We start from the raw sequence: 14,997 nt of genomic DNA, 5'->3' as shown, positions 1-14,997 counted from the left end.
CCCCCGGGGGAACAATGACCTTCCGCTACCGGTCCACGCTGGCCCGCGCCGGCGTCGTGGCCCTGCTCTCCACCGCCGGTCTCGGCGCCGCCGCCGGCCCGGCACAGGCCGCCGACAAGGCCGACCTCCAGCTCATCCCGCTCAGCTACCAGCTCGCCAAGGGCGTCAGCGAGGCGAAGGCCAAGCCGTTCAAGTTCCAGGTGAACAACACCCTGGGGACCGTCGACGCGAAGGACGTCCGGGTCACCGTCGAGACGAAGGGCCTCAAGACCGCCAAGGTCGGCGTGCTGGTCCCGGCCGGCTGCGACATCCGTGGCACCACCTTCTCCTGCCTGCTCGGTGACCTGCCCGCCGGCACCACTGAGGACTTCGGTCTCCCGCTGTTCTCCACCGGCGGCAAGGGCGCGGCCGGCACGCTCACGGTCTCGATCAGCGCGGCGAACGGCGCCGGAGTGCTGGACACGATCGACCACGACATCACCGTCACCGAGCCGGGCTACGACCTCACGACCTGGGTCCAGGACGTGTACGCCGACGTGCGCGTGGACGGCGACGACGCCGACGAGTCCGGCCTGCGCCCGGTCCGGCCGGGCGGGACCGCGCCGCTGGACTGGGCCGTGTTCAACGACGGCAGCAAGCGCGCCACCGGCATCAAGTACGGGATCGCGCTGCCGGCCGGTGTCACCTTCGCGAAGCTGCCCGACGGCTGCGTCGAGCAGAACCTGGGTGGTTTCCTCAACGCGTACTGCGAGGACCTGGGCGCGGTGCTCAAGCCCGGCCAGTACTACACCGCCGACGTCCGGGTGACTGTCGGCGCGGACGTGACCGAGAAGCTGCTCCGGCCCGGCATCCTCTGGGCCGAGGGCCTGGACGCGGCCTCGGGTGCGCCCGAGGAGGAGCCGCGGGTCGCCAGCTCGGCGCAGCGGCGCGCGTTCGCCGAGACCGACGACGGTGACAACAGCGCGGTGTTCGACGTCTTCGTCGACCAGAGCCCGTCGACCCCGAGCCCGACGCCGACCACCCAGCCGACCTCGACGCCGACCGCCCAGCCGACGCCGACCGGCGACGCGACGGCGGTGCCGACCCCGACCGCCGGTGGTGGCGCGGGTGGCGGTAGCGGCGACGGTGGCCTGCCGGTGACCGGTATGCAGGTCGGCCTGATCGGCGGCGTCGGCGCGGCCGTGCTCGCCGCCGGCGCGGCGCTGATGATGCTGTCCCGCCGCCGCAAGGTGGTCCTTGTCGCTCCGGGCGAGGAGCGCACCGGCGACTGACCGGGGAACCGATACGCGACCAGGGCGGGGTGGGTGACCACCCCGCCCTGGTCGCGTACCCGGAGGGAGGCGGGGGCGACGCGGCTGGCAGAGTGGAGGGGTGAGCCGTACCCCGCAGGGCCAGCGCGCCAGCCTGGACAAGCAGCCGCACGAGGTCGCCGCGATGTTCGACGGTGTCGCGGCCCGCTACGACCTGACGAACACCGTCCTGTCGTTCGGCCAGGACCGGTCGTGGCGGCGGGCCACCCGGGCGGCGCTCGGGCTGCGGCCGGGCGAGCGGGTGCTGGACGTGGGTGCCGGCACCGGCGTGTCGACCGAGGAACTGGCCCACTCCGGGGCGTACGCGGTGGGTGCGGACCTGTCGCTGGGCATGCTGCACGCCGGCAAGCGCACCCGTCCGTCGGTGCCGCTGCTGGCCGGGGATGCGCTTCGGCTGCCGTTCGCCGACGCCAGCTTCGACGCGGTGACCATCTCCTTCGCGCTGCGCAACGTCAACGACACCGACGCGGCGCTGGCCGAGCTGGCCCGGGTGACCCGGCCGGGCGGGCGGCTCGTGGTCTGCGAGTTCAGCACTCCGGTGAACCCGGCGTTCCGCACCGTCTACCTGTCGTACCTGATGCGTTCGTTGCCGGCGGTGGCCCGCGCGGTGTCGAGCAACCCGGACGCCTACGTCTACCTGGCGGAGTCGATCCGGGCCTGGCCGGACCAGGCGGCGCTGGCCGCGCGGATCGGCGCGGCCGGCTGGGGCCGGGTGGCGTGGCGCAACCTGACCGGCGGCGTCGTGGCGCTGCACCGGGCAGTCCGAAACTGACCGCCCGGCCAGCGAACGCTGGTCATTTCGTGAATATCCGATTTTGGTCTACTTTGTCCCGTAGGCTCGCCCCCATGACGGGACCAGACCAGGCCGCCACCGACGACGATGCCGCCGAGCTGATCGCGCAGCTCCGCGAGCTGGCCGGCGCGGATCCCGCCGATGTCCGGCAGGTCGTCGCCGAGGTGCTGGCCGCGCTGGACCGGGCCGCCGGTGGCGCGTTGCGCGACCACCTGCCCGAGGCCATCCGCCTCGACGCCGGGCTCGGACCGGCCGCGCAGGCGCGCCCCTGACCGGTCTCGACGCTCTTACCGGCGCGTTTCCGCGAAGTTAGGCCCCCCTCAGCGCGTACTGGTGTAACGCCGGTCATAGACTCCAACCGGATCGGCTTGTGAAGCATTTCACGAGCATGCGGGAGGAGGCGCGGATGACCGCGGTGGAGAACGACGCCGACGTCATCGTCGTGGGCGCCGGTCCCGGAGGATCGGCCACGGCGTACCACCTGGCGCGGCACGGCGTACGCGTGCTGCTGCTGGAGAAGACGGAGTTTCCCCGGGAGAAGGTCTGCGGCGACGGGCTCACGCCCCGCGCCGTACGGCAGCTGATCCGGATGGGCGTGGACACCTCGCCCGAGGCGGGCTGGCTGCACAACAAGGGCCTGCGGGTGATCGGCGGCGGCATACGCCTGGAACTGGACTGGCCCGACCTGGCCAGCTTCCCCAACTACGGCCTGGTGCGCACCCGGCTCGACTTCGACGACCTGCTCGCCCAGCGTGCGGTCGCCGCCGGGGCGAAGCTCCAGACCAGCGTCAACGTCCTCGGGCCGGTGCTCGGCGCCGACGACCGGGTGATCGGCGTGCAGGCCGAGGTCGGCCCGGACAAGGAACCCGCCACGTTCCACGCGCCGCTCGTGGTCGCCGCCGACGGCGTCTCCGGCCGCTTCCCGCTCGCCCTCGGGCTCGCCAAGCGGGAGGACCGCCCGATCGGCGTGGCCGTCCGCCGCTACTACCGCTCGCCCGCCAAGCACGACGACGACTACCTGGAGTCCTGGCTGGAGCTGCGGGCCAAGGGCAGCGACGCGCTGCTGCCCGGCTACGGCTGGATCTTCGGCCTCGGCGACGGCCGGGTGAACGTCGGCCTGGGCGTGCTGAACTCCTCCTCGGCGTTCGGCAAGACAAACTACCGCAAGCTGCTCACCGACTGGCTCGCGAACACCCCCGAGGACTGGGGGATGACCGACGAGTCCAACGCGGAGGGTCCGATCCTCGGCGCCGCGCTGCCGATGGGCTTCAACCGCGTGCCGCACTACACCCGCGGCGTGTTGCTCGTCGGTGACTCCGGCGGCATGGTCAACCCGTTCAACGGCGAGGGCATCGCGTACGCGATGGAGTCGGGCGAGATGGCCGCGGAGGTCGTGGTGCAGGCGCTCGCCCGCCCGGCCGGCGCGGAGCGGGAGCGGGCGCTGATGGCGTACCCGCAGGAGCTGAAGACCCGCTTCGGCGGCTACTACCGCCTCGGCGGCGTCTTCGTGAAGCTCATCGGCCGCCCCGAGATCATGCGGATGGCGACCAAGCACGGCATGCCGCACCCGATGCTCATGCGTTTCGTGCTCAAGCTGCTGGCCAACCTGACCGACCCGCGCGGCGGGGACGCGATGGACCGGGTCATCAACGCGATGACGAAGGTGGCTCCGGCCGTGTAGAAGACGACCGGCCCGAGGCGGAACGTCCACGGGCCGGACAGAGATCGACCCCCGCCGACCGAGGTCGTGAGGGACGTGAATAGTGTGATTTTGGCCAACCACCGAGGTCAGGGAAGGACGAGCAGGGGACAACGATGACGCTCTCTCCTTACGCACCCATCATCGGGCTGTTCGCCCTCGCTGCGGCGTTCGCGCTGTTCTCCGTGGCCGCTGCCCGACTCGCCGGCCCGCGGCGTCTGAACAAGGCCAAGCTCGAGGCGTACGAGTGTGGCATCGAGCCGAGCCCGCAGCCGGTCGGCGGTGGCCGGTTCCCGATCAAGTTCTACCTGACGGCGATGCTCTTCATCGTCTTCGACATCGAGATCATCTTCCTCTACCCCTGGGCGGTCTCCTTCGACGCCCTGCCGATCTTCGGCTTCGTGGAGATGGTCCTGTTCATCGTCGCGGTCTTCGTCGCGTACGCCTATGTCTGGCGTCGCGGCGGCCTGGACTGGGACTGAGGAGGTAGCAGATGGGCATCGAGGAGAAGCTCCCCTCCGGCGTCCTGCTCACCAGCGTCGAGAAGCTGGTCAACTGGACGCGGAAGACCTCGGTCTGGGGCGCCACGTTCGGTCTGGCCTGCTGCGCCATCGAGATGATGGCGGCAGGCGGTCCGCACTACGACATGGGCCGCTGGGGCATGGAGGTCTTCCGCGCCTCGCCCCGCCAGGCGGACCTGATGATCGTGGCCGGCCGGGTGAGCCAGAAGATGGCCCCGGTCCTGCGCCAGATCTACGACCAGATGGCCGAGCCCCGCTGGGTCATCTCGATGGGTGTCTGCGCCAGCAGCGGCGGCATGTTCAACAACTACGCCATCGTGCAGGGCGTCGACCACGTCGTACCGGTCGACATGTACCTCCCCGGCTGCCCGCCCCGGCCGGAGATGCTCATCGACGCGGTGCTCAAGCTGCGCGAGAAGATCATGCACGAGCCGCTGGGCCCGAACGGCCGCAAGATGCTGGAGGCCCGCCAGGCGCGCGGCGACGTGCCGGTGGTGCCGTACGGCTCGATGCCCTCGTCGTACCGCAGCGACAAGGCCCGGCGTGCCGAGTGGACGAAGGCGGTCCGCGAGGGGCGTGAGGAGCAGCTGCGGATCGAGAACTGGATGAAGGCGCAGAACCACCTTCAGGCGTCGCATAGGGGCCCGAAATGAGCAACGACAAGAACAACGACGGCGGGGTGCCGGTACCCACCACCCCGGTCGGTGCCAGCTCGACCGCCCCGGCGGAGTACCCGCCGGCCAGCCCGGCCGGCCGGGGCATGTTCGGCAACCAGGGCACCGGCGACGTCTCCGGCTACGGCGGCCTGGTCCGCCCGCGCAAGCCCATCGAGGAGGCGGCCCGGCCGTACGGGAGCTACTTCGACGAGGTGCGGGACGCGCTGGAAGAGGCGTACCCGGACTTCGGCGACGCGATCGAGAAGGTCGTGGTCGACCGGGGCGAGCTGACCCTGCACGTCCGCCCGGAGCGGATCGCCGAGGTCTGCCAGGTGATGCGCGACGACCTCGCGCTGCGCTTCGAGCTGCTCTCGTCGGTGTCCGGTGTGGACTACCTGGGCGCGCAGGAGCGCCGTCTGCACGTGGTCTACCACCTGACCTCGATGACCTACCGCCGCAGCGTCCGGCTGGAGGTGGCGGTCTCCGTCGAGGAGCCGCACGTCCCGAGCGTCACCGCCGTCTACCCGACCGCCGACTGGCAGGAGCGGGAGACGTACGACATGTTCGGCGTGGTCTTCGACGGCCACCCCGCCCTGACCCGGATCCTCATGCCGGACGACTGGGAGGGGCACCCGCAGCGCAAGGACTACCCGCTGGGCGGCGTCCCCGTCGAGTACAAGGGTGCGGAGATCCCCCCGCCGGACCGTAGGAGGTCGTACCAATGACCACGTCGAACTACGCGACCGAGCGCGAGACGACCGAGGGCAAGGTCTTCACCGTCACCGGCGGGGACTGGGACGAGGTCGTCTCCGGCACGGACCCGATCAACGACGAGCGGATCGTCGTCAACATGGGTCCGCAGCACCCGTCCACCCACGGCGTGCTCCGGCTGGTCCTGGAGCTGGAGGGCGAGACGGTCCGTGAGGCCCGCTCGGTCATCGGCTACCTGCACACCGGCATCGAGAAGAACCTGGAGTACCGCAACTGGGTCCAGGGTTCGACGTTCGTGACCCGGATGGACTACCTCTCGCCGCTGTTCAACGAGACGGCGTACGCGCTCGCGGTGGAGAAGCTGCTCGGCATCACCGACGACGTCACCGAGCGGGCCACCACCATCCGTGTGCTGATGATGGAGCTCAACCGGGTCTCGTCGCACCTGGTCTGGCTGGCGACCACCGCCATGGAGCTGGGCGCGATCAACATGATGCTGTACGGCTTCCGCGAGCGGGAGTACGTCCTCGACATCTTCGAGACCATCACCGGCCTGCGGATGAACCACGCGTACGTGCGGCCGGGCGGTGTGGCGCAGGACGTGCCGGACGACGCGATCCGCAAGATCCGCGACTTTCTCCAGCTGATGCCGAAGCGGCTCAAGGAGTACGAGAACCTGCTGTCCGGCCAGCCGATCTGGCTGGAGCGTACGCAGCACGTCGCGGTGCTCGACGTGACCGCCTGCATGGCGCTCGGCGTCACCGGCCCGGTGCTGCGGTCCGCGGGCCTCGCCTGGGACCTGCGCAAGACCATGCCGTACTGCGGATACGAGACGTACGAGTTCGACGTGCCGACCCACACCGACGGTGACGTGTGGGGCCGCTACCTGGTCCGGGTGGCGGAGATCCGCGAGTCGCTGAAGCTGATCGAGCAGGCGCTGGATCGTCTGAAGCCCGGCCCGGTGATGGTGTCCGACAAGAAGATCGCCTGGCCGGCGCAGCTCGCCATCGGCGTGGACGGCATGGGCAACTCGCTGGAGCACGTCGCCAAGATCATGGGTCAGTCGATGGAGTCGCTGATCCACCACTTCAAGCTCGTCACCGAGGGCTTCCGGGTTCCGCCGGGCCAGGTGTACGTCGGCATCGAGTCGCCCCGTGGCGAGCTGGGCGTGCACGCGGTGTCCGACGGCGGCACCCGGCCCTACCGGGTGCACTACCGGGAGCCGAGCTTCGTCAACCTCCAGGCCCTCCCGGCGATGGCCGAGGGCGGCCTGATCGCCGACGTGATCGCCGGCGGCGCCTCGCTGGACCCCGTGATGGGTGGTTGTGACCGATGAGCTTTTCCGAAACGACTCGCACCCGGGCGCGGGAGATCATCGCCCGGTACCCGGCGGACCGGTCCCGCTCGGCGCTGCTGCCGCTGCTGCACCTGGTCCAGTCCGAGGAGGGCTACGTCTCCCCGGCCGGTGTCGAGTTCTGCGCCGAGGTGCTCGGGCTCAACAAGGCCCAGGTCGGCGCCGTCGCCACCTTCTACACCATGTACAAGCGCAAGCCCACCGGTGACTACCTGGTGAGCGTCTGCACCAACACCATGTGCGACGTGCTCGGCGGGCAGAAGGTCTACGACACCCTGGCCGAGCACCTCGGCGTCGGGCACGAGGAGACCACCGCCGACGGGAAGATCACCCTGGAGCACGCCGAGTGCCTGGCGGCGTGCGACTACGGCCCGGTGATGACAGTCAACTACGACTTCTTCGACAACGTGGAGCCGCAGGCCGCGCTCGACGTGGTCGAGGAGCTGCGCGCCGGCGGCCGGCCGATGCCGACCCGCGGGGCGCGGCTCTGCACGCTCAAGGAGATGGCGGTCCAGCTCGCCGGTTTCGCCGACGAGCGCGACGGCGCGGTGGCCGACGGCGGGCCGGGCGAGCCGAGCCTGCGCGGCCTGCGCCTGGCCGAGCAGCACGGCGTCTCGGTGCCGGGCTTCGACCCGAAGACCCCGATCCGCAGCAAGGCCGAGGCCGACCGGGCCGCCGCCGAGGCGAAGGCGAAGGCCGAGGCCGCCAAGCCGGCCCCCGCGCCCGAGCCGGCCGAGCCGGAGGCGGCCACCGGCAGCACCGCGCCGGACGTGAAGGCGCCGGACGACAAGTCGCCGCAGGTGCGTACCGCCGAGACCCGGCAGCCGGACGCGAGCACCCCGGTGCCGGACGCGCCCGGCACCAAGGTCCCGGTGGACGGCCCGGCCCCGGCACCGCGCGACGCGCGGGCGGCGGAGGCGGCCGGCGTGGCGGCGAACCCGCCGGCCGGCGACGGCAAGCCCGCCGGCGACGCGGCCGGCGCGCAGGAGCGCAACCTCAAGGAAGCGGAATCCGGTACGGGCGCGGACGGCGCCGACCCGGCGGACGCGAGCGGAACGGGGGTCCGGAAGTGACCACTCCTCGGCCGGAGACGCTGGCCAAGCTCACGCCGGTGCTCACCAAGCGCTGGCTCTCGCCGGACGCGTGGCGGCTCGGCACCTACGAGAAGCTGGACGGCTACGCCGCCCTGCGCAAGGCGCTCAAGGCGCACCCGGACGACCTGATCCAGCTGATCAAGGACTCCGGACTGCGCGGGCGAGGCGGCGCGGGCTTCCCGACCGGTCTCAAGTGGGGGTTCATCCCGCAGGGCGACGGCAAGCCGCACTACCTGGTGGTGAACGCCGACGAGGGCGAGCCGGGCACCTGCAAGGACCTGCCGCTGATGACCCACGACCCGCACTCGCTCGTCGAGGGTGTCATCATCGCCTCGTACGCGATCCGGGCCAACCGGGCGTACATCTACATCCGCGGTGAGGCGGTGCACGCCGCCCGGCGGCTGCGCAGCGCCGTCGACGAGGCGTACGCCAAGGGTTATCTCGGCCGGAACGTCCTCGGCTCGGGCTTCGACCTGGACCTGGTGGTGCACTCCGGCGCCGGGGCGTACATCTGCGGTGAGGAGACCGCGCTGCTGGACTCGCTGGAGGGCTTCCGCGGCCAGCCCCGGCTGCGCCCGCCGTTCCCGGCGACCCACGGCCTGTACGCCAGCCCGACCGTGGTCAACAACGTCGGCACCATCGCCAGCGTGCCGTACATCGTGCTCGGTGGCGCGGACTGGTGGAAGACGATGGGCACGGAGAAGTCGTCCGGCCCGATGATCTACTCGCTGTCCGGCCGGATCGCCGACCCCGGCCAGTACGAGTGCTCGATGGGCATCACGCTGCGCGAGCTGATCGAGCTGGCCGGCGGCATGAAGCCCGGGCACAACCTGAAGTTCTGGACCCCGGGTGGCTCGTCGACGCCGCTGCTGACCGCCGAGCACCTGGACGTGCCGCTGGACTTCGAGGGGGTGGCGGCGGCCGGCTCGATCCTGGGCACCACTGCCACGCAGATCTTCTCCGACCAGGACTGCCCGGTGTACGCGACCTACCGGTGGCTGGAGTTCTACCACCACGAGTCGTGCGGCAAGTGCACCCCGTGCCGGGAGGGCAACTACTGGATGGTCCGGGTCTACCGGCGCATCCTGGCCGGCCAGGGCACCCACGAGGACCTGGACACCCTGCTCGACACCTGCGACAACATCCTCGGCCGCTCGTTCTGCGGTCTCGGTGACGGCGCGACCAGCTCGGTGACCTCGTCGCTGAAGTACTTCAAGCAGGACTACCTCGACTACATCGAGGGACGTACCGCTCCGAAGCTGTCGGAGAAGACCCTGGTAGGGGCGCACTGATGACCGACGTAGCCAAGCAGACCGAGACCGTCACGCTGACCATCGACGGCGTCGAGGTCACCGCGCCCAAGGGCGCGCTGCTGATCCGCGTCGCCGAGCAGCTCGGCACCGAGATCCCGCGCTTCTGCGACCACCCGCTGCTGGCCCCGGCCGGCGCCTGCCGGCAGTGCCTGGTGGAGGTGGAGGGCCAGCGCAAGCCGGTCGCCTCCTGCACCCAGACCGTCGCCGACGGCATGGTGGTGCGGACGCAGCTCACCTCCCCGGTCGCCAAGAAGGCCCAGGAGGGGGTGATGGAGCTGCTGCTCCTCAACCACCCCCTGGACTGCCCGATGTGCGACAAGGGCGGCGAGTGCCCGCTGCAGAACCAGGCGATGTCCACCGGCCGGACGGACTCGCGGTTCCACGAGCACAAGCGGGAGTACCCGAAGCCGCTGCCGATCAGCACCCAGGTGCTGCTCGACCGCGAGCGCTGCGTGCTCTGCCAGCGGTGCACCCGGTTCTCCGAGGAGATCGCCGGCGACAAGTTCATCGACCTGATGGGACGCTCCTCGCACGAGGAGATCAACATCTACCGGGACGAGGAGTACGGCGAGGACGGCGACGCCGGTGACGTCCCGTTCAACTCGTACTTCTCCGGCAACACCGTGCAGATCTGCCCGGTGGGCGCGCTGACCGGCACCCAGTACCGGTTCCGGGCCCGCCCGTTCGACCTGGTCTCCACGCCCAGTGTCTGCGAGCACTGCTCGGCCGGCTGCGCGCAGCGCACCGACTGGCGGCGCGGCAAGGTGCTGCGCCGGCTGGCCGGCGACGACCCGGCGGTGAACGAGGAGTGGAACTGCGACAAGGGCCGCTGGGGCTTCCAGTACACCCGCGCGTTCGACCGGATCAGCACGCCGATGGTGCGCGACGAGAAGACCGGTGAGCTGCGCGAGGCGTCCTGGAGCGAGGCGCTGACCCGGGCCGCCGAGGGGCTGCGCGCGGCCCGCGACGGCGCGACCGGCACGGCGGTGCTGACCGGCGGCCGGCTGACGGTCGAGGACGCCTACGCGTACGCGAAGTTCGCCCGCATCGCGCTGCACACCAACGACATCGACTTCCGGGCCCGCCCGGTCTCCCGCGAGGAGGCCGACTTCCTGGCCAGCAGCGTCGCCGGGGTCACCGACGTGACCTACACGGACGTGGAGAACGCGCCCGCTGTGGTGCTCGTCGGCCTGGAGCCGGAGGAGGAGTGCCCGATCCTCTTCCTGCGGCTGCGCAAGGCGTACCTGAAGAAGAAGCTCACCGTGTACGCGCTCGCGCCGTTCGCCACGCGCGGCCTGGAGAAGCTCGGTGCGAAGCTGGCCCGGGTGGTGCCCGGCGAGGAGGCCGGCGTGCTGGCCGAGCACGCCACGGTGGCCGAGGCGCTGGGTCAGCCCGGCGCGATCCTCATCGTCGGCGAGCGCCTGGCCGAGGTGCCGGGCGGGCTGTCGGCGGCGGCGGACGTCGCCCGGCGTACCGGTGCCCGGCTGGTCTGGGTGCCGCGGCGCGCGGGTGACCGCGGCGCTGTCGACGCGGGCTGCCTGCCCAACCTGCTCCCCGGCGGCCGGGTCGTCACCGAGCCGGCCGCGCGCGCGGAGCTGGGCGAGGCGTGGGACATCCCGGCCGGGGTGATCCCCAGCCAGGCCGGCCGCGACACCGACGGCATCCTCACCGCCGCCGCGAACGGACAGATCGGCGCCCTGGTGGTGGCCGGCGTCGACCCGGCCGACCTGGCCGACCCGCGCCTGGCCGAGTCCGCACTGGACGCGGTGCCGTTCCTGGTCAGCCTGGAACTGCGGATGAGCGCGGTGTCCCGCCGCGCCGACGTGGTCCTGCCGGTCGCGCCGGTGGTCGAGAAGGCCGGCAGCTTCCTGGACTGGGAGGGCCGGCTGCGCACGTTCGAGAAGGTGCTGGACACCGGCGCGATGACCGACGCCCGCATCCTCGACGCGCTCGCCGCGCAGCTCGACGTGCGGCTCGGCACCGGTGACGTGCCGAGCATCCGGCGCGAGCTGGGCGCGCTGCCGCGCACCCGGGTCGAGCGGCCGTCGGCGCCCTCGGTCGAGCCGGCCGCGGTGCGGCAGCCCGGACCGGGCGAGGCGGTGCTCGCCACCTGGCACCAGCTGATCGACCTGGGCAGCCTCACCGACGGCGACGAGCACCTCGCCGGCACCGCCCGCCCGCCGGTGGTCCGGCTCGGCAAGGGCACCGCCGAGGCGCTGGGTGTGGCCGACGGCGACCCGGTCACGGTGGGCACCGACCGCGGCGCGATCACGCTGCCGGCGGCGATCACCGAGATGCCCGACGGCGTCGTCTGGCTGCCGACCAACTCACCCGGCTCCACCGTGCGGCGCGGCCTCGGCGCGACGTCCGGCGACGTGGTGAGCGTCTCCGCAGTCGGGAACGAAAGGTGGGTGCAGTGAACCCCGTCATCCTCGCGGCGCAGGACCCGACGCTTGCCGACTTCGGCAAGGACCCGTGGTGGCTGGTCCTCGGCAAGATCCTGTTCGCGTTCGTCGTCGCCGTGGCGGCCACGCTGCTCGGCGTCTGGTTCGAGCGCCGGGTCGTGGGCCGCATGGCGGTGCGGCCCGGCCCCAACCAGGCCGGTCCGTTCGGTCTGCTCCAGACGCTCGCCGACGGCGTGAAGCTGGCCTTCAAGGAGGACATCCTCCCGCGCAAGGCCGACAAGGTCGTCTACTTCTTCGCCCCGGTGATCTCGGTGGTCTGCGCGGTCACCGCGCTGTCGGTGATCCCGTTCGGGCCGATGGTGAGCATCTTCGGGCACCGGACGCCGCTCCAGGTCACCGACGTGTCGGTGGCGGTGCTGGTGGTGCTGGCCTTCTCCTCGCTCGCCGTGTACGGCATCGTGCTCGGCGGCTGGGCCAGCGGCTCCACCTACCCGCTGCTCGGCGGCCTCCGCTCGGCGGCCCAGCTGGTCTCGTACGAGGTCACCATGGGCCTGAGCGTGGTCGCGGTGTTCATGACCGCGGGCACCATGTCGACGAGCGGGATCGTCGCCGCGCAGGGTGACGGCACCCGGCTGAGCATCGGCGGCTTCGACCTCGCCGCGCCCGGCTGGTACGCGATCCTGCTGCTGCCCAGCTTCATCATGTTCTTCATCGCCATCGTCGGTGAGACGAACCGGGCGCCGTTCGACCTGCCCGAGGCGGAGTCGGAGCTGGTGGCCGGTTTCCAGACCGAGTACAGCTCGCTCAAGTTCGCGCTGTTCATGCTCAGCGAGTACGTCGCGATGGTGACCATGTCGGCGTTCACCGTGACGCTGTTCCTCGGCGGCTGGCACGCGCCGTGGCCGATCACGATCTGGTCGGGCGCCAACGAGGGCTGGTGGCCGATGCTGTGGTTCTTCGGCAAGGTCATCATGCTGGTGTTCGTCTTCGTCTGGCTGCGCGGCACGCTGCCCCGGCTCCGGTACGACCAGTTCATGCGGTTCGGCTGGAAGGTGCTGCTGCCGCTGAACCTGGTCTGGATCATGGTGCTCGCCGGGCTGCGCTCGATCGAGGACTGGCAGACCCGGGACCGGCTGCTCGTCACCGCCGTCGGCGCGGGCGTGCTGCTGCTGGCCACGCTCTTCTGGCCGTCGCGGAAGAAGGAGCCGAAGCCGTCGCTCCAGGAGCAGGCGGACACCCGGCCGTACGGCAGCTTCCCGCTGCCGCCGATGGATCTTCAGGTTCCGCCGAGCCCGCGTACGAAGCGCGTGCTCGCCGAGCGGGAGCCGGCCAACGTGGTCGCCGGCCCGGACTCCAGGGAGGTGTGACGTGGGCGCGATCACCGGAACGTTCAAGGGCTTCGGTGTCACCTTCTCGCACATGTTCAAGAAGGTCGTCACCACCGACTACCCGTTCAAGCCGCCGGTCTCGGCGCCGCGCTACCACGGGCGGCACATCCTCAACCGGCACCCGGACGGGCTGGAGAAGTGCATCGGCTGCGAGCTGTGCGCCTGGGCCTGCCCGGCCGACGCGATCTACGTGGAGGGTGGCGACAACACCGAGGAGCAGCGCTTCTCTCCTGGTGAGCGGTACGCCAGCACCTACCAGATCAACTACGCCCGGTGCATCTTCTGCGGGCTCTGCATCGAGGCCTGCCCGACCCGTTCGCTCACCATGAGCAACGAGTACGAGCTGGCCCGGGACAACCGGCAGGACCTGATCTTCACCAAGGAGCAGCTGCTCGCGCCGCTGCTCGAAGGCATGGAGCAGCCGCCGCACCCGATGCGGCTGGGCGACAGCGAGAAGGACTACTACGTCGGCGCGCTCACCAACCCGGGCACCTCGGCCGGCGCCGAGCGCTCGCCGATGGGCCCCGGCCGGTACCAGGTGGAGGAGCACCCCGGCGTGACCTTCCCCGGCGCCGAGCAGGCCGAGCAGCGGTCCGCCGCCGCGGCGGGCAAGGGAGGCAAGGCATGACCTCGGCTACGGTGCTCGCCGCCGCCGGCCAGGTGTCCGGGGGTGAGGAGGTCACCTTCTGGATCCTCGCGCCGCTGGCCCTGCTCGGGGCGATCGGCATGGTGTGGGCCCGCAACGCGGTCCACTCCGCGCTCTGGCTGGTGCTGACCATGCTCTGCCTGGGCGTGTTCTACGTGCTCCAGGCCGGGCCGTTCATCGGCATGGTGCAGATCATCGTCTACACCGGCGCGATCATGATGCTGTTCCTGTTCGTGCTGATGCTCGTCGGCCGGGACGCGTCCGACTCGCTCATCGAGACGCTGCGCGGCCAGCGGGTCGCCGCAGTGGTCCTCGGGCTCGGCTTCGCCGGCCTGGTGGGCACCGGCCTCTACCGCGCGCTCGACGGCGTCCAGCCGGTCGGGCTCGACGAGGCGAACGGCGAGGGCAACGTCCAGGGCATCGCCCGGCTGCTGTTCACCAAGTACGTCTTCGCCTTCGAGCTGACCTCGGCGCTGCTGATCACCGCCGCCGTCGGCGCGATGGTGCTGGCGCACGTGGAGCGGCGCAAGGCGGACCGGATGGACCAGATCGCCACCATGAAGGCGCGGTTCCGCCCCGGCAACTACCCCGGACCGAAGCCCGGCCCGGGCGTCTACGCCACGTCCTCCTCGGTGGCCACCCCGGCCCGTCTGCCCGACGGCCGGCTGACCGACCGCAGCATCCCGGAGATCATGCCGGTGCGCGAGTTGACGGCCGAGGAGACCGCACCGAAGGGGACTGATCGGTGAGCGCGAGGAGTGCAGCGAAGCGGAGCCCCGCAGTCGCGAACGAAAGGCTGGCACGGTGACCCCGGACTACTACCTCATCCTCGCGGCGGTGCTGTTCACCATCGGCGCCGTGGGCGTGCTGGTCCGGCGCAACGCGATCGTGCTGTTCATGTGCATCGAGCTGATGCTCAACGCGGCCAACCTGACCCTGGTCACGTTCAGCCGGATCAACGGCGACCTGAACGGCCAGATCATGGCGTTCTTCGTGATGGTGGTGGCGGCGGCCGAGGTCGTGGTCGGGCTCGCGATCATCATGGCGATCTTCCGGACCCGGCGCTCGGCCAGCGTCGACGACGCCAACCTGCTGAAGTACTGAGGG

The 14,997-nt window shown here is 71.1% G+C and carries 15 protein-coding genes; all 15 read left to right on the top strand.

Annotated elements, in window-relative coordinates; genetic code table 11:
* Positions 1 to 14 precede the first annotated feature (14 nt).
* A complete protein-coding gene (locus FHX31_RS28190; protein ID WP_013473552.1) occupies positions 15 to 1,271 on the top strand; it encodes a COG1361 family protein in 1,257 nt (418 codons plus the stop codon).
* Positions 1,272 to 1,371: 100 nt separating this feature from the next.
* Complete coding sequence (locus FHX31_RS28185) at positions 1,372 to 2,082, top strand: demethylmenaquinone methyltransferase (RefSeq protein ID WP_013283598.1); 711 nt, start codon at positions 1,372 to 1,374, stop codon at positions 2,080 to 2,082.
* 74 nt (positions 2,083 to 2,156) lie between these two features.
* Entirely contained in the window at positions 2,157 to 2,375 is a 219-nt protein-coding gene (locus tag FHX31_RS28180) for a hypothetical protein (protein ID WP_030273586.1), read from the top strand.
* Positions 2,376 to 2,509: 134 nt separating this feature from the next.
* Positions 2,510 to 3,784: a geranylgeranyl reductase family protein gene (locus tag FHX31_RS28175; protein ID WP_184977473.1), complete on the top strand. Its 1,275-nt coding sequence runs from the start codon at positions 2,510 to 2,512 to the stop codon at positions 3,782 to 3,784.
* Between the two features lie 134 nt (positions 3,785 to 3,918).
* The gene (locus FHX31_RS28170) at positions 3,919 to 4,284 is read left to right on the top strand and encodes an NADH-quinone oxidoreductase subunit A (RefSeq protein ID WP_013283601.1); all 366 of its coding nucleotides are present in this window, start codon (positions 3,919 to 3,921) and stop codon (positions 4,282 to 4,284) included.
* An 11-nt stretch (positions 4,285 to 4,295) separates the two neighbouring features.
* Complete coding sequence (locus FHX31_RS28165; RefSeq protein ID WP_013283602.1) at positions 4,296 to 4,976, top strand: NuoB/complex I 20 kDa subunit family protein; 681 nt, start codon at positions 4,296 to 4,298, stop codon at positions 4,974 to 4,976.
* Positions 4,973 to 5,704 (top strand): NADH-quinone oxidoreductase subunit C, encoded by a 732-nt coding sequence (locus FHX31_RS28160; RefSeq protein ID WP_013473555.1) that lies wholly within the window; start codon positions 4,973 to 4,975, stop codon positions 5,702 to 5,704. Before FHX31_RS28165 ends, FHX31_RS28160 begins: the two co-directional genes overlap by 4 nt.
* Positions 5,701 to 7,026 carry an NADH-quinone oxidoreductase subunit D gene (locus FHX31_RS28155; protein WP_013473556.1) on the top strand — a complete coding sequence of 442 codons (1,326 nt, stop codon included), beginning with the start codon at positions 5,701 to 5,703 and terminating at the stop codon, positions 7,024 to 7,026. The genes FHX31_RS28160 and FHX31_RS28155 overlap by 4 nt, the downstream gene beginning before the upstream one ends.
* Positions 7,023 to 8,117: an NADH-quinone oxidoreductase subunit NuoE gene (gene nuoE / locus FHX31_RS28150; RefSeq protein ID WP_013283605.1), complete on the top strand. Its 1,095-nt coding sequence runs from the start codon at positions 7,023 to 7,025 to the stop codon at positions 8,115 to 8,117. The genes FHX31_RS28155 and nuoE overlap by 4 nt, the downstream gene beginning before the upstream one ends.
* Positions 8,114 to 9,430: an NADH-quinone oxidoreductase subunit NuoF gene (gene nuoF, locus FHX31_RS28145; protein WP_013473557.1), complete on the top strand. Its 1,317-nt coding sequence runs from the start codon at positions 8,114 to 8,116 to the stop codon at positions 9,428 to 9,430. The genes nuoE and nuoF overlap by 4 nt, the downstream gene beginning before the upstream one ends.
* Positions 9,430 to 11,871 (top strand): NADH-quinone oxidoreductase subunit G, encoded by a 2,442-nt coding sequence (locus FHX31_RS28140; protein ID WP_091330388.1) that lies wholly within the window; start codon positions 9,430 to 9,432, stop codon positions 11,869 to 11,871. Before nuoF ends, FHX31_RS28140 begins: the two co-directional genes overlap by 1 nt.
* Positions 11,868 to 13,223, top strand: a complete 1,356-nt coding sequence (gene nuoH / locus FHX31_RS28135) for an NADH-quinone oxidoreductase subunit NuoH (protein ID WP_013283608.1) — start codon at positions 11,868 to 11,870, stop codon at positions 13,221 to 13,223. Before FHX31_RS28140 ends, nuoH begins: the two co-directional genes overlap by 4 nt.
* Before the next feature lies 1 nt (position 13,224).
* Entirely contained in the window at positions 13,225 to 13,872 is a 648-nt protein-coding gene (nuoI, locus tag FHX31_RS28130) for an NADH-quinone oxidoreductase subunit NuoI (protein ID WP_013283609.1), read from the top strand.
* Entirely contained in the window at positions 13,869 to 14,639 is a 771-nt protein-coding gene (locus tag FHX31_RS28125) for an NADH-quinone oxidoreductase subunit J (protein WP_013283610.1), read from the top strand. Before nuoI ends, FHX31_RS28125 begins: the two co-directional genes overlap by 4 nt.
* Before the next feature lie 55 nt (positions 14,640 to 14,694).
* A complete protein-coding gene (gene nuoK, locus FHX31_RS28120; protein ID WP_013283611.1) occupies positions 14,695 to 14,994 on the top strand; it encodes an NADH-quinone oxidoreductase subunit NuoK in 300 nt (99 codons plus the stop codon).
* Positions 14,995 to 14,997 lie beyond the last annotated feature (3 nt).

It is taken from the genome of Micromonospora sp. CNZ286 (genome assembly GCF_014207755.1).
Note: the sequence above shows the minus strand (reverse complement) of the source record. Positions and strands in the feature narration are given on the sequence as shown.

What these genes read in the sequence shown, in the direction of transcription:
- FHX31_RS28165 (WP_013283602.1), top strand. Translation starts at nt 4,296, where the DNA reads ATGGGCATCGAGGAGAAGCTCCCCTCCGGCGTCCTGCTCACCAGCGTC.
- nuoE (WP_013283605.1), top strand. Translation starts at nt 7,023, where the DNA reads ATGAGCTTTTCCGAAACGACTCGCACCCGGGCGCGGGAGATCATCGCC.
- FHX31_RS28175 (WP_184977473.1), top strand. Translation starts at nt 2,510, where the DNA reads ATGACCGCGGTGGAGAACGACGCCGACGTCATCGTCGTGGGCGCCGGT.
- FHX31_RS28125 (WP_013283610.1), top strand. Translation starts at nt 13,869, where the DNA reads ATGACCTCGGCTACGGTGCTCGCCGCCGCCGGCCAGGTGTCCGGGGGT.
- FHX31_RS28140 (WP_091330388.1), top strand. Translation starts at nt 9,430, where the DNA reads ATGACCGACGTAGCCAAGCAGACCGAGACCGTCACGCTGACCATCGAC.
- FHX31_RS28170 (WP_013283601.1), top strand. Translation starts at nt 3,919, where the DNA reads ATGACGCTCTCTCCTTACGCACCCATCATCGGGCTGTTCGCCCTCGCT.
- FHX31_RS28180 (WP_030273586.1), top strand. Translation starts at nt 2,157, where the DNA reads ATGACGGGACCAGACCAGGCCGCCACCGACGACGATGCCGCCGAGCTG.
- FHX31_RS28190 (WP_013473552.1), top strand. Translation starts at nt 15, where the DNA reads ATGACCTTCCGCTACCGGTCCACGCTGGCCCGCGCCGGCGTCGTGGCC.
- FHX31_RS28155 (WP_013473556.1), top strand. Translation starts at nt 5,701, where the DNA reads ATGACCACGTCGAACTACGCGACCGAGCGCGAGACGACCGAGGGCAAG.
- FHX31_RS28160 (WP_013473555.1), top strand. Translation starts at nt 4,973, where the DNA reads ATGAGCAACGACAAGAACAACGACGGCGGGGTGCCGGTACCCACCACC.